Annotated in this window: 15 protein-coding genes; 3 read left to right on the top strand and 12 right to left on the bottom strand. The window is 40.2% G+C overall.

Translation table 11 applies throughout. From position 1 onward, the window contains the following. Positions 1-93: 93 nt before the first annotated feature. The 10 genes from SD427_RS06960 to SD427_RS06915 all read right to left on the bottom strand — a co-directional run bounded on the left by SD427_RS06960 (position 94) and on the right by SD427_RS06915 (position 8,716). Positions 94-987 (bottom strand): TIGR01777 family oxidoreductase, encoded by an 894-nt coding sequence (locus tag SD427_RS06960; RefSeq protein ID WP_320560550.1) that lies wholly within the window; start codon positions 985-987, stop codon positions 94-96. 76 nt (positions 988-1,063) lie between these two features. Continuing rightward, positions 1,064-1,318 carry a hypothetical protein gene (locus tag SD427_RS06955; protein ID WP_320560549.1) on the bottom strand — a complete coding sequence of 85 codons (255 nt, stop codon included), beginning with the start codon at positions 1,316-1,318 and terminating at the stop codon, positions 1,064-1,066. Positions 1,319-1,561: 243 nt separating this feature from the next. Further along, entirely contained in the window at positions 1,562-2,374 is an 813-nt protein-coding gene (locus SD427_RS06950; protein WP_320560548.1) for a hypothetical protein, read from the bottom strand. Beyond that, positions 2,361-2,777 (bottom strand): hypothetical protein, encoded by a 417-nt coding sequence (locus SD427_RS06945; RefSeq protein ID WP_320560547.1) that lies wholly within the window; start codon positions 2,775-2,777, stop codon positions 2,361-2,363. Before SD427_RS06945 ends, SD427_RS06950 begins: the two co-directional genes overlap by 14 nt. 158 nt (positions 2,778-2,935) lie before the next feature. After that, positions 2,936-3,340 (bottom strand): hypothetical protein, encoded by a 405-nt coding sequence (locus SD427_RS06940; protein WP_320560546.1) that lies wholly within the window; start codon positions 3,338-3,340, stop codon positions 2,936-2,938. A 10-nt stretch (positions 3,341-3,350) separates the two neighbouring features. Beyond that, positions 3,351-3,695, bottom strand: coding sequence for a hypothetical protein (locus SD427_RS06935; RefSeq protein WP_320560545.1), 345 nt, complete (start codon positions 3,693-3,695; stop codon positions 3,351-3,353). An 89-nt stretch (positions 3,696-3,784) separates the two neighbouring features. Beyond that, positions 3,785-4,288, bottom strand: coding sequence for a GbsR/MarR family transcriptional regulator (locus tag SD427_RS06930; RefSeq protein WP_320560544.1), 504 nt, complete (start codon positions 4,286-4,288; stop codon positions 3,785-3,787). 137 nt (positions 4,289-4,425) lie between these two features. Then, positions 4,426-6,480 carry a VWA domain-containing protein gene (locus SD427_RS06925; RefSeq protein WP_320560543.1) on the bottom strand — a complete coding sequence of 685 codons (2,055 nt, stop codon included), beginning with the start codon at positions 6,478-6,480 and terminating at the stop codon, positions 4,426-4,428. A gap of 587 nt (positions 6,481-7,067) precedes the next feature. Continuing rightward, positions 7,068-8,186 carry a TonB-dependent receptor plug domain-containing protein gene (locus tag SD427_RS06920; protein ID WP_320560542.1) on the bottom strand — a complete coding sequence of 373 codons (1,119 nt, stop codon included), beginning with the start codon at positions 8,184-8,186 and terminating at the stop codon, positions 7,068-7,070. Positions 8,187-8,197: 11 nt separating this feature from the next. Continuing rightward, the gene (locus tag SD427_RS06915) at positions 8,198-8,716 is read right to left on the bottom strand and encodes a sigma-70 family RNA polymerase sigma factor (RefSeq protein ID WP_320560541.1); all 519 of its coding nucleotides are present in this window, start codon (positions 8,714-8,716) and stop codon (positions 8,198-8,200) included. A gap of 364 nt (positions 8,717-9,080) precedes the next feature. Between SD427_RS06915 and SD427_RS06910 the strand changes: the two genes are divergently transcribed. After that, positions 9,081-10,283: an aminopeptidase C gene (locus SD427_RS06910; protein WP_320560540.1), complete on the top strand. Its 1,203-nt coding sequence runs from the start codon at positions 9,081-9,083 to the stop codon at positions 10,281-10,283. Positions 10,284-10,789: 506 nt separating this feature from the next. Here SD427_RS06910 and SD427_RS06905 read toward each other — a convergent pair. After that, a complete protein-coding gene (locus SD427_RS06905; protein WP_320560539.1) occupies positions 10,790-11,851 on the bottom strand; it encodes an NADH:flavin oxidoreductase in 1,062 nt (353 codons plus the stop codon). A 140-nt stretch (positions 11,852-11,991) separates the two neighbouring features. Here SD427_RS06905 and SD427_RS06900 point away from each other — a divergent pair, with 140 nt between their 5' ends. Both SD427_RS06900 and SD427_RS06895 read left to right on the top strand, forming a co-directional pair. Continuing rightward, a complete protein-coding gene (locus SD427_RS06900) occupies positions 11,992-12,357 on the top strand; it encodes a helix-turn-helix domain-containing protein (RefSeq protein WP_320560538.1) in 366 nt (121 codons plus the stop codon). A 166-nt stretch (positions 12,358-12,523) separates the two neighbouring features. Next, positions 12,524-13,348, top strand: a complete 825-nt coding sequence (locus tag SD427_RS06895) for a GLPGLI family protein (RefSeq protein WP_320560537.1) — start codon at positions 12,524-12,526, stop codon at positions 13,346-13,348. Positions 13,349-13,391: 43 nt separating this feature from the next. Here the strand turns inward: SD427_RS06895 and SD427_RS06890 are convergent, their stop codons facing one another. Further along, a complete protein-coding gene (locus tag SD427_RS06890) occupies positions 13,392-14,126 on the bottom strand; it encodes a methyltransferase domain-containing protein (RefSeq protein WP_320560536.1) in 735 nt (244 codons plus the stop codon). Between the last annotated feature and the right edge of the window lie 110 nt (positions 14,127-14,236).

Here is a 14,236-nt window from a genome sequence, read left to right as displayed (position 1 = left end):
CATCATTTGATAAAACGGCAAACCTTTAATGTGGTATGTTTAAGACAGTAATTTTTTAATTTTAAATAGTTGAATTTTTCGGGTGTACTTATTTTAAACCAGATCCTGAAATGCGGATCCCACATCCGGAAACATGAATTCAAAACCGCTTTGGATTAATTTTTCAGGATATACGTTCCTGCTTTTCAGCAGCAGCTCGGTTTCCGTCTTTAGGAATACGGATGCGATTTTCAGTTGCCATACCGGAGCATTCAGCCCGAACGGGATCTTCATTTCTTTTCGTAATTTGCTCATGAAATCTACATTGGACAAAGGTTCCGGCGCAGTTACGTTCACTTTGCCTGAAATATTTTTGTTATCAATGATAAATTCTACCGCTCTGCAGAAATCATCAATATGGATCCAGCTTACTTTCTGGGTCCCCGGCCCCTGCTTTCCGCCCAGCCCCAGCTTCGTAACCATTTTCAGCTTGGGAAAAGCACCGCCGTTATTTCCTAAAACAATGGAAGTCCGCAAAGCTGCTTTTCTTACCTTTTCATTATTGACCCTGAAAAATTCTTTTTCCCAGCTTTTGCAGATATTCATGGAAAAATCGTCACCGATGATTCCGTTTTCTTCTGTATTCAGTCGGTTTTCGGAATGGATATAGATGGTTGCGGAACTTGCATTCAGCCACAGTTCAGGTTTACTGATACACTGATCTACAGCCTGCTGAAGTACTTTTGTGCTGTCGATTCTTGAAAAATAGATTTCCTTTTTATTTTCTGCATTATACCGGCAATCAACGGATTTTCCCGTAAGATTGATCAGGACATCCGCATTTTCAAGCAGGTCTTTCCATGCGCCCAGGGTTTTGGCATCCCAGTAGGTTTCATTTTCACGTTTCGGGTTTCGGGTCAGGATATGGACCTGATGCCCTTTTTCCGTAAAATACTGTTCCAGGTTTTTACCGAGAAATCCGGTTCCGGCGGCGATAATGATATTCATTTTTTTGAGTTTTGATATTAAAAGATGTTTTGTCAACTGCATCAGCAAGTCTTCGGTTATAATCGAAAATGGCTGTTTACACCTGCACTTTACCGGCTTGGATCTCTGCAGTTGCTTTAATCAGCCTGTTACGTTCCAGAAGAAAACCGGTCATGTAGTTTTTAAGGAAAAACCTGTTAAACAGTTTTCCGATGATGCCCAGCGGAGATTCAAATTCAAAAATATCCGTCATGATGGTATGCTGCCCTTCCTGCCTGAATATGTGCCGGTGTTTCAGAGATTTGAAGGTCCCTTTTATCATGATATCCGTAAATTGATATGGCTTTTCCATCTGTATGATCTCTGAAGTATGTGTCTGATAAACGCCCAAGTGTTTTGCTCTCCAGGTTACGGTTTCCCCTTGTTCTATTAATCCTGAAGTTCTTCCGGCAATCGCTTTTTCATCTGTTTTAAAAGTGGATTGCTGGTGAAGATCAATATCTCTTGCCAGGTCAAAAACCGTTTGGATATCGGCTTTGATGACGGTCTGTAGATGGATTGTTGAAATTATCTTATGATTAATATTTGATTGTTGTTAAAAATTCATCCAAATAATTATTGCCAGAACGGTCATCCTGAAAACCGTCCATGAAACAGTCGGAAGAAAATTCAGTTTTAATATTCTGCATCTTCTTATGTGTTCCAGAAACATAACGGAAACCACAGCCCCGAAATACATCAGGTAAAAAACAGGCTTAAAATCCGTAAATAAGGCCGGGATTAAAAGCAGGGTCCCGATCAGGGAAACCGTCATCATATTTCCGAGGTAATCCCATATTTTTTCTTTCAGATAAGTTTTCAAGAACACCGTCTGCCAAACTATCTGGCCTAAACAGACTGCAAATTCCCTGAGAAAATTCTGATGTAAATCCAATCCTGATTTCACCGTAAACAAACTTAAGACATAAGATGAAAACAGTACTATAAATATAAGGTAAACCAACCTGTATTTCAGATTAAAATCAGGAATACAGGATTCCTCCGTACCTTCTTTTCCTGCCGGAACAATCTGCTTCCTGTTGTAAGAAACAAAGGAATACAGCTTTTTAAAGAACCGGTACAGAGGCTGTACCCTTGCAATTTTTTCCAGTATTGGAAAAGAATGCCCGATGATTAAAAGCAAACTATCCAAACCGTAAATCACTTTGTCTGTTTCATGATCAATCAAGGCGATTTCATTTTTTGCCCGGCGGAAATCAATTGTCTTTTTATTATCCAGGGTCAATTCCGTAAAAGCTTCCCTTCCGTCGGCATCAAGCATCCCGGCTTTAATAAAGCCATTTGAATAGATATTGCACATCGGGCATTCGTTATCGTAGGTGAGGGTATGGTTTTTAAGCATTTTCATGGTTTTGTTTTTTTAAATTAAAATCGGAGACACTTATAATTAAAGAAATAACAATTAATAAGGGTGAAAGGATCATCCATGATAAACATAAAAGTTCAGATAAGTTTTCTAGCTTAAGACCTATGTCTGGAAAAAAAATAAATATAATACAGATTAAGCAGCCCGAAACAACATAGGTCGAAAGGAACATATAAACTTTCCGTGCATCTGTATTTACATATTCCGGACTTACATATTTAGTAATATTGAATGTATATTGCACCAAAGCAATGAGAAAAAATCCAGCAATACATACAACACCAAAGAAATCTGTTCGTGAAATTACAGCTACAATAATTGTTGAGATCAATAATAAAATCAATATCAGCTGAATATTGGATTCATATTTAACAAATGTTTTCATGGCTGTAATTTAAAAGGTTACTTTCCGGTTTTTACTTCTGAAATATAAAATCAGAAACAGGTGAATGATGATATTTTTCATGGCTGTCAGTTTAAAGGTTTAAAAAATCCCCGCGGGTTCTTTTGTTCTGCATTTTAAAAGTAAAATACATCCAGATTTTAAAGAGCAGTGTTTTCATTTCCGATTTGTTTGTCTTTGTTTACAGCGTGTTTGCGTCCTTTTAAGAAAAGCAACAGGTTGAGGAGCATCATTACACCGAGATAAATTGAAAATTTCCCGATTTTTTCACTCAGGCTCACCACCAGGTTTTCCATGGTCGTAATGCTGTAGAGTTCAATAATACAGAGGGCAAAACCGATGTTCAGAAGGTAAAAACCAATCTTAAACAGTGAATTTGTGGCCATGGCAATATCTTCTTTCTGGTGAAAAATGTCCATCATGAAGGTTTTGGAATTTCTGAACAGGAACTGGCAGACCAATACGGTAAGTATGATAACTACCGGTAAATAAATCATGTACGCTGAAAAATTGTACGTTGCTGTGGTTAGGATAACTGCTGTCATAATCGTTTTTTTATTTTATGGTTAAATTTTTTCTTAAAAAATACAGGGTAAAAATATTGATGTAATGCAGGACACAAAGGATAAGAACAATATTCCCGATGCGTACGGCCGTTACGGCCAGCAGCTGGCTCATAGAATTTACCTGTTCCCAGCGGGTCAGGCTGACTGCAATATATCCGAGGTTGAGCAGGTAATAACAACCCAAAAGGATTCTGTTGATCGTCTGGCAGAGCTGTGAATCATGAATCAGGTATTCCAGATAATACTTTCCTGCAAGATAGCATCTCCTGCCCACGTCCACCGTGATATACGAACTCACCGAAAGAAAAAGCAGGTATGAAAGAATATTAAACATCTTATAATTATTATATTTTCAGTAATTATTGAAAGTTTACCTGAAATAAAAAAGGGCTTAGTCCTTTTTTATCTTAATTATCTATTTATTTATTTTAATAAATTGGTAATCTTGCCAACCAGCCAGTGATCGTCGCTTTTAATGGCCAGATCCATGATGTTATTGATTTTCCCGGTCACGGAACTGAACTCATCCATCAATTTAATAAATTCCTTTGCTTCTTCAGAATCCCTGTCTTCAATGTTCTTCAGTTCTTCCAGAAAGGAAATGACAGGTTCAATCTCTCTTTTCCTGCGTTCTTTGGTAATCTGCTTGAAGAGAAACCAGACATCCTTCTCAGCCGTGAAATATTCTTTCCGGTCACCTTTTACGAATTCTTTCTTTACAATTCCCCAATCCATCAGGGCCCTCAGGTTCATGTTGGCATTCCCTCTGGAAACTTCCAGCTGCTCCATTACCTCATCTGTGGAAAGCGGCTTTTCACTGGACAGAAGCAAGGCATGCACCTGTGCCATCGTACGGTTGATGCCCCAATTGGTAGCAAATGTACCCCACGTCTGAATGTATTTTTCTTTGGCTTCTGAAAGTGTCATCGTATTTAACTTTTGATTTCTTATACAAATATAATTATATTTTTTGAACTTTCAATAATATTTGAAAGTTAATTTTGATTTTTATTCTTTCCCTGTTTAAAAATAAAACAGGCACCGTTTCCAATGCCTGTTAAAAACTACTTCTGAACTGACTGATAACTTTGAACTAACCTTATAAATTCAGAACGATAGCCTTCTTCATCTGTGTGTTTACCCTCTTTTGCGAGACCTTCTATTTTCTGGAGATCTTTTTCTTTAATTAATTTAGACTGTCTCAGCACCAGCCCGAACCATGCCACCGAAGCGGCAAATTTGTAATCCGGACTTGCCTGATCCAACTGTTCTGCAGTGTTTTTTACTACTTTTACCATTTCTGCACTGGTATCACCATCCGGCTTTTTATACCGGAACTTTATGGTGGCCAGCTCGTCTCCGAAATTTTGGATACCTGATGCCTGAGTATATTTTAATCGGGTTTCTTTCGGAGCAAACCCTGAATTTACACCTGAAGGAACCACCTCATACAAAGCCGTTACGGTATGCCCGCTTCCCAGCTCCCCGGCGTCAATCTTATCATCCGTAAAATCTTCATTTCTCAGTTTCCTGTTTTCATAACCGATTAACCGGTAAGACTTCACCCATTTCGGGTTAAATTCAATCTGGATTTTTACGTCTTTTGCAATCGCGTACATGCTTCCCGCAAACTCCCTTCCCAGAAATTTGTTGGCTTCCTGCAGGTTATCGATATACGCATAATTGCCGTTCCCTTTATCGGCAAGGGTTTCCAGGCGGTTGTCTTTGTAATTGCCTATTCCGTAACCGAGGCAGGTAAGGAAAATCCCGGTCTTTCTTTTTTCCTCGATTAACGTTTCCAGGTCTTTTTCAGACGAAACCCCAACATTGAAATCCCCGTCTGTTGCCAGGACCACACGGTTATTGCCACCTTCGATGAAATTCTCCTTTGCCAGGTTATAAGCCAGTTCAATTCCGGCTCCGCCTGCCGTACTTCCGCCTGCCTGCAGATGATCCAAAGCATTGGTAATGGTCTCTTTTTCTGCCGCGGAGGTCGGGGCCAGCACCATCCCGGCATTTCCGGCATACACCACAATCCCCACTTTATCCTGCGGCCTCAGCCGGTTCAGCAGCACCTTCAGGGAAGATTTCAGCAGCGGAAGTTTATTGCTTTCATCCATAGAACCCGAAACATCAATCAGGAAAATAATATTGGACTGCGGCAGGTCATCCATTGCGATATTTTTCCCCTGAAGCCCGATTTTCAGAAGCCGGTGCCCGGGATTCCAGGGTGCATCGCTGTATTCTGTATTGATGGAAAAAGGCTGCCTTTTTTCCGGCTGAGGGTAATCGTACGTAAAATAATTCATCATTTCTTCGACCCTCACGGCATCTTTATCCACAACATTTCCGTAGCTGATCATCCTTCTGATATTGGAGTAGGAAGCATTGTCTACATCAATGGAAAAGGTAGACAGCGGCTGATTCTTTGCCGATTCAAAAGGATTTTCTACCAGCGCGTTATATTCTTCGTCGGTGTTGCTGAGCTGCCTGAGTCCTTTTTTCCCTTTTACCGTTGTTATTTTTTTACTGTAAACTTTGTTATCGGTGGCCGCTTTAGCCTGCTTTACCGGTTTTGATGAAAGGCGCTGCTGCTTTCTTTGCGACCCGGTTACCATTACACTTTCAAATGAAGATTCCACTTCCAAGGCTGTATACTTTTTAGGTTTCGGGCAGCCGTTGTATTCAGGCAGTCCGGGAACGGTAGGGCATGCATCATCCTTATCCAGGATACCGTCGCCATCCGTATCGGGCCACGGGCAGCCGTTGTTTTCAGCAGGACCGGCGACTGTCGGGCATGCGTCGTCTTTATCAATGGTTCCGTCGCCATCCGTATCCGGCCACGGGCATCCGCCGTTTTCAATGGGACCGGCCGCTTCTTTGCAGAGATCGTCCTTGTCAGGAATTCCGTCGCTGTCCATATCCGGCCACGGACAGCCCTTGTTTTCGGCAGGGCCGGCAGCATCAGGGCATTTATCGCGGGTATTCTTTACCCCGTCCCGGTCCCGGTCTTTCTCGATACTGAATGTTTTTGATTCTTTGGATGAATCTGAAGCCGTGCTGGTTTTACAGCCTCCCAGTAAAGCCAAAGCCAGCAGTGTTGTCCCTATTTTTTTCATATATATTATTTTAATGATCTTATAAAACCAGTTGCTGCAGTTGCGCCTGTTTATTTAAGGATGCAGAAATTAAAAAAGGTTTCAGTAATTTCTGATTTTTCATGAACATTTACATTTCAGGGTTAATTTCAGCCCTGATTCCTTCGTTCCGGTATTTTGTTTCGGGCAGTATAGTAGAAATAGACCTTGCTGCTTTTTCCGGAATATGTTTCTGCGAATTCTGCTTTCACGTGAAGATTGATTATTTTCGTTTCCCCGGAATCAAAGTGTTCCCAGTACAGTACGAGATAAGTGTCGAAAATTCTATGATAAGACTCCGCTTTTTATCCAGCAAATTTTTTAAAAGCGCGTTTTGCAGCGTAAGCATAGCAGGAATCTCTATTTTTGCTTTGACTACAAATTCTGAGGTTTATTTTTTCCTTAAAAACTGTCCGGCATAATACAGCTGGGAGTTCTGTGCAAAAAAAGAGGTAACTGTAAATAAAGGAAACACGATATGAATTTTCTTCATTTTTACTGTGATTAAATGGAAAAGCAGTTCTTCAGGAGACTGCTTTTCCGGGAAGGTATGGTGAATGGGTATTAGTCTATAAGCAACGGTTATTTTTAAGCAGATGGTCGTCAAGAAGCTTTTTCAGTTTCTTTTTCTCCTTCTTTGAAATATCTTTGGTTTCCACAACGATAATTCCGTTGGAGGCGCGGGCCCCGAAAATCGGGACGGCCTTTTCACCTTTAAAAATCTGTACCGACTGAATTTTTTCAGGATTCAGCTTTTTAAATACTTCGATATCAGTGGGTACGCCATTAATGATAACCAGAGGATAGGCCCCGGAAACCGCATTTCCCCGTATGGAAATATTCACATTTCCTGAACCCTGCGCCCCGGAAACCGAATTGATACTGAGTCCCGGAGCAGCATTTGCAATGGTGCTCAGATCCATTTTACTTCCTACTTTATTTCCAAAACCGGAACCTGGGGCAACAGCTTTATTCCGGTTTACATATCCTTTATTATATGCCAGGATTTCCGGCTCATTGTCTTTTTCGTTCAGATTAAATGTAGAATTCGGGTATATTGCTTCTGCCGTATCTGCCACGGCATTAAGGTCAGACGCCTTCTTTTTAACGGATGAAGCCAAGGTATTAACCATAGAAGCTTTTTCTTTTTTAATCCCCATGGCAATTACTTCTTCCAGGTTCTGCCTTGCTGCAGTATCCATCGGTTTTTTTCCGGAAGCAGGAACAGCATCTGCCTGAAGAGCCGGAACCGCCATTTCATATACGGGAGAGGATAAAGCAGGCTTATAGCTTTTCGGTACATTTTCATAAGCGATCTTCTGTGCAGGTGCCGACAAGGCTTCATGCTGCATGTTGTTTTTTACCATACTGTCCAGTTTCCGGATATGTTCAGGCACAACGGCGTCTGTGTTTTTCTGGGAATCTGCGGTATTCGTGACGATCACCGGCTGTGCAGCTTTTCTGTTTTCCTTTTTATCATTGAAGTAGAAAATGCCTGATCCTATAAGTAAAGAGGCTGCAATACCATAGGGAACCCACGTCGGGATTGATTTTTTCTTATCCTGTTTTTTATCTAATTTTTCTTCCACCGCATTCCAGACTTTCTCAAACCCGGGAAAAGTCGCCGGCTCTTCTGAATTTTTAGAAGCTTCGTTGAACGTTTTATCGATATCGTGATTATTTTCCATTGTTTTGAAAGTTAGATGTTATGGTGAACCAGAAGTTCCTGAAGTTTTTTTCTTGCCACATTCAGCTGGGATTTTGAGGTTCCTTCACTGATGGACAACATGGCGGCAATTTCCTTGTGCGGATAACCTTCGATGGCAAAAAGATTGAAGATGGCCCGGCAGCCTTCCGGCAGAAACCTGAGCAGGCTTAAAATATCTTTTTCAAAGGAAACGTTATCGGCCGCTGAATCAGAAGTAATAACATGATCTTCTTCCAAGGAAATGTGCAGCTGTTTTGCGGCCCTTAATTTCTGCAAGCATTCATTGACCGCAATTTTCCTGGCCCATGCTTCAAAAATATCGGGGTCCTGCAGCTGACTGATTTTCGTAAAGATTTTATAAAAAGTATCCGCCAGGGCCTCCTGGACATCTTCATCATTTTTCAGGTACCTTTTACAGACTGCATACAGCTTTCCCGCCATCTTTTCGTAGACTTTCCGCTGTGCGTTGCGGTTGTTCCGCTGGCATTCCAATAAGAGCTCTCGTTCCATAATCAGGCTTTATACTTGTATAGATGCATAACATTTCAAATAGGTTGGAAATCTTTTTAATTTTTTTTAAATGAACCTGCCTGAAGCTATTTAAAACGCTTGAGTCAGTTAAGATACATTAACCTGTATCATTTTAAAATCTGCTTCGGTAGGAAATCAAATATATTCAGACTCTTATTTATTTACCTGAATATTAAGATGCAGCAAAGAAACAAATCTTTAACGAGACCAAAGCAAACCGTACTGGTATTCCAATACTTCATTTTAACCGCTTCCATTAAAAGTTTTAACACGGATTTAACGTTCCTCTCCGTAACAAATTTTTACAGCGACCGACTATTGGTATAAATAATCTTTTACAGTAATGAAGAATACTAAATTTGTATCATTACTTTTTGTCTTGTCTGCAGGAAGTATGATGTTTGCCCAGGATGACCTCATCAACAAACTAAAAAACAACCAGTCCCAACATGCCAATTTCAAGTTCACCACACTGAAAGATGTAGGGGCTACTCCGGTAAAGAACCAGGGTTCTTCGGGAACATGCTGGAGCTACTCGGGGAATTCTTTCCTTGAGTCTGAGATGCAGAGAATGGGTAAAAAGCCGGTTGATCTGGCTGAAATCTTTACGGCAAGAAATTCTTATCACGATAAAGCCAAATTATATGTCCTGAACAATGGTGCCATCAGCTGGGGCGACGGTGGCGAGCTGCATGATGTAATCAATATGTACAAAAAATACGGAGCGGTTCCTCAGGATGTGTATACCGGTTTACAACAGGGGCAGAAAATGAATAATTTCTCTGAAATGCAGGGGAAATTGAAACCTATTTTAGACAGTCTGGTGCAGGCCGCATCCAAAGGGAAGCTTTCTGACAACTGGATGTCTTCCGTGGATGCTATTCTTGATCAGTATTTAGGAAAAGTTCCTGCCAGCTTTACCTATGAAGGAAAATCTTATACACCACAGACTTTTGCGCAGCAGGTGGTGGGGATCAATCCTGAAGATTATGTTGAACTGTCTTCTTACAAAGATTATCCGTACTATCAGAAATTTGTAGTCCCGATTCCTGATAACTGGAGCCATGATTCGGACTGGAACGTTCCGATGAAGGATTTAACGGCCATTATTGATAACGCAGTCGGCAAAGGATATTCCATAGGATGGGCAACCGATGTTTCGGAGCCTTATTTTTCTTATAAAAACGGGGTTGCCTATGTACCGGATATGGATCCGGACCAGATTAATGCAGAAAATAAAGCAACACTGTTCACAGAACCGAAAAAGGATAAAACCATTACTGAAGACATGCGACAGAAAGCACTGAACAACCTTTCCACTACTGATGACCACGGTATGCATATCGTAGGCCTTGCCAAAGACCAGTCTGGAAAGGAATATTATATGGTGAAAAATTCATGGGGCGTAACCAACGATTTTGAAGGGTACATCTACATTACAAAACCTTATGTTGAATACAAATCGACAGCAATTCTGGTTCATAAGGATGCATTGCCTAAAAGCATTAAAAAGCAATTGAAGCCAACAAAAAATATAGGCCTGTAAACTTCATCATAACGGTCTTCAATACAATTAGGAGAACTTAAATATTTCAATTTTTCAGAAACCGTTTCCGTGTTTGGAAGCGGTTTTGTTTTTTTATTTATATTTGAAAATCATCAGATTATTTTATTCACTATGAAAAAACTGCAAAAATTAACAAAATCAGAGTTAAAAAGAATTAACGGAGGGAATCCACCCGACTGTCCGCTCAGTACTGTGGAATGCTATTATCCGCCTAAAAATGGGAATGCCGGATATTGGAAATGTGCCTCAGTAATTTCCGGATGTCCGAATTAAAAACAAAAAGCCGCTTCAGGATTATTCCTGAAGCGGCTTCGTTTAAAAATTTAAATAGGTAAATCAAGATATATTTAAGCTGTCAACCATCAAAAGTGAAAAGTGCCTGCAAAGTGAATAGAATAGTGAACAACAGATCCCGGTACAGAAAATTGTAAAACCATATCGGTAACGGTTATGGTTATGGGCACACTCACGATTGACGATTCACATTAATAGAGTACGCCCATGCTTTCTGCAGAGAAATCAAGAAGCTCTTCTGTTTTCCCTTCTTTTATTTTTTTCACCCATTCCGGGTCCTGTAATAATGCTCTTCCTACCGCTACCAGATCAAAGTCGCCTCTTTCCAGCCTGCGTGTCAACTCTGACAAGTCGGTTTTCTCCGTTCCCTGCCCTGCAAATGCCGACATAAAATCCCCTTCAAGCCCTACCGATCCTACCGTAATGGTCGGCTGACCGGTAATTTTTTTCGCCCAGCCTGCAAAATTAAGGTCGGAACCTTCAAATTCCGGTTCCCAGAACCGCCTCTGCGAGCAGTGGAAAATATCTACCCCTGCTTCTTTCAGCGGCAGCAGCCATTCTTCCATTTCCTCAGGCGTATGGGCCAGTTTAGCGGAATATTCCTGCTGCTTCCATTGGGAAAGACGGATGATGATGGTGAAGTCCGGTCCTACCGCCGCTCTCATGGCCTTTACAACATCTACCGCAAAACGGCTGCGTTCCTTTAACGTTTTTCCTCCGTATTCATCGGTTCTTGTATTGGTTACTTCCCAGAAAAACTGGTCAATCAGATAACCGTGGGCACCGTGGATTTCCAGAACATCAAACCCCAAATCCCTGGCAGATTTTGCGGAAGCGGCAAACTGCGCAATGGTATCCTGAATATCTTCCCGTGTCATGGTAGAAGCTTTTTCCATATTCACCAAAGGATAATCGGCAGAACTTCTCGTATCTCCCACATGCCAGATCTGAGGCCCCATCTTACCGCCTTTTTCATGTACGGCATCGATTACGTTTTTCCAGCCGTCCAAAGCTTCTGTACCGTAAAAATCCGGAATATCCTGCATGTTTTTTGAAGCCGGCCTGTTGATTACCGTTCCTTCGGAAATAATCAGTCCCACTTCTGCCGCTGCCCTCCGTGCATAATAATCTGCAATCTGCTGCGTTGGAACACCATTGTCAGACTGTGCGCGGGTCATCGGAGCCATTACGATTCTATTGTTAAGCTGTAAATTTTTGTATTGAAAAGGTTTAAATAATGATTCTGTGCTCATCTTTGTAATAACTGTTTATAATTGTTACACAAAGTAACTAATAATAGTTCACTTTTGTTTCTTACGATTGAAAAAAAGTGGTAACTTCGCAGTAACTTACATTAGTAACATACAAGTAACACATGGTAAAAAATGAACTGATGAAATACAGCTGTCCGTTGGGAAAAGCAATGTCTGCGCTGGGAAGCAAGTGGAAACCGATCATTGTGCTGGTGATCAAAGACCGGAAGCTGCGTTTCGGGGAACTTGCCGTGCGCATCAATGTAATTTCAAGGAAGGTACTGACAGACCAGCTGCGGGAAATGCAGTCTGACGGATTGGTAATCCGCGAAGAATTTAAGGAACTCCCTCCGAGAGTGGAATATTCGCTGACGGAAAAAGGACTGGCACTGCTGCCGATTCTATATTTGCTGGAGGAATGGGAAACGAAATACCATGTTTATGATCCGGAGAAAGGTAAGGATTGCAAAATGATTGATAACAAAATAAAAAAAGCTGTTATTTGACGGTTTTTTCTATTGTTGAGATGCTAAGTCTTCAATTCCTTTCCAATTTTCAATGTACTTTCTTTGAGTTTCTAACAGTTGTTCAATATGTTCAGGAAATCAATAAATATTAGTAAGAATCAGCTCACTCTTATCTTTGTTTGGCAGGAAGGATCAAATCTTTCATATGTACAGAATTTTTTTTCTATTAATCATCAATTGTCTTTCTGCACAAAAATACCGCTTTGTGTATGAATATAAGATGAAACCTGATCTCAATATGAAAGATTCGCTAATTACAGATTATATGAATCTTGACACAGACGGTAAAAAATCATATTTTTATAATTCAACCAAATTTGAAAGAGACTCGGCCTATCGTGCTGATCAAAACTTCAATGCGTTTATCAGATTCAAAAAATACGACAGAAATTTAAACTATATCATTGAGAAAGATTATGAAAAAAGAACCATCGATTTTTATGATAAGTTTAAAAGTATCAATCTGGCCATTTCAGAAAATGAAATCCCAAAATGGAACATTGAAAATGAATTTGTGAATATTGATCATATACATTGTCAAAAAGCAACCACAAACTATAAAGGAAGATCCTGGGAAGCCTGGTTTACAAAAGATTATCTTATTAGTGACGGCCCGTACAAATTCACAGGCCTCCCGGGAATAATAGTTAAATTAAGAGATACAGAGAATAATCATATGTTTGATCTGATTCAAATAAAAAAAATACAATCAATCGATCAGTTTCCAACGAAAACAACCAAAAAAATTACGGAGAGCCAATATAGAAAACTATTAAAAAATTCTGTTTTTAGTTCAGGAGAAGATGTGGAAAGCATTCATGCCAATCCAAAAGCGGGAACATTAGGCGTTCAGTTAAAAGACGGTTATGTAGGCCATTTTGATTATAATGAATTGAATAAGAACAGAAATATAAACGAAGAACTTACCAAACGGCTTAAAAGAACCAGTAATCCGATTGAAAAAGATTAATATTTTATAAAAAAGCCCTCTTTCAATAAAACTATCAGATTATTTATTTTTTAATTACCAGCATATTCGCAAAAGGTGTAATTTTTTTATTCTCCGCAATCTTCAGGCCAGCTTCAGCAACGGCTTTCTTCCATTGCTTTTCGCTTAAAAAATGGAATGCCCCGATGTTAAAGAAAATAAAGTTGGTAAGATCCCGGAACTGTTCGGAGACAATAATTACGCCTCCGTCTTTCAAAATCCGTTTCGCTTCCCTGAAAAATAAAACCCTCTGTTCATGATCCAGAATTTCGTGGAGGGCCGTTACCGCGAGAATAATATCCTGAGACCGGTTTTCAAAAGGCAGCCTGTCCGGTGAAATCTTAATTTCCTTAGGATTAGGCGGAAAAACCTTTTTGGACGTTTCTATTCCTTTATCTTTTTCGTGCCTGTTTTCAAAAATATCACAAACGGTTAAATGCACACCGGGATATTCCTGTTCCAGGGTTTCCGACAAAGGGTCAAAGCTTGCATGGACGAGAACGGCATTTTCGGTTTTCTCCAAATCTATAATTCCTTCCAAACTTTTTAATTCATACAGGTCAGAGCGGTCGTATAAAATATAAGCAGCAACGAGTGAAGCCATGATGTTTAACACAATAAGGCCGCTCAGGATCCTTAAGACTAAAATCAAAGGTGGTGATGCTATCAGGAATGACAGCCCTAACAAAAGGATTGAAACTATAACTCCCAGAAGTATTTTCTGTTTGTTGAAGAGGATGACGAGTTTTGTGATTTTCATAGCTATAGCTGCGCGTTTTGTTGTAAAGTTCCTGAGTCCAAATTTAACGATTCTGCCATAAAAAAACCACTTCCCAAAGAAAGCGGTTCAAATTTTATTCAAAATCCCAT

Origin of the sequence: Chryseobacterium sp. JJR-5R, assembly GCF_034047335.1 — a bacterium.
Taxonomy (GTDB): domain Bacteria; phylum Bacteroidota; class Bacteroidia; order Flavobacteriales; family Weeksellaceae; genus Chryseobacterium.
Note: the sequence above shows the minus strand (reverse complement) of the source record. Positions and strands in the feature narration are given on the sequence as shown.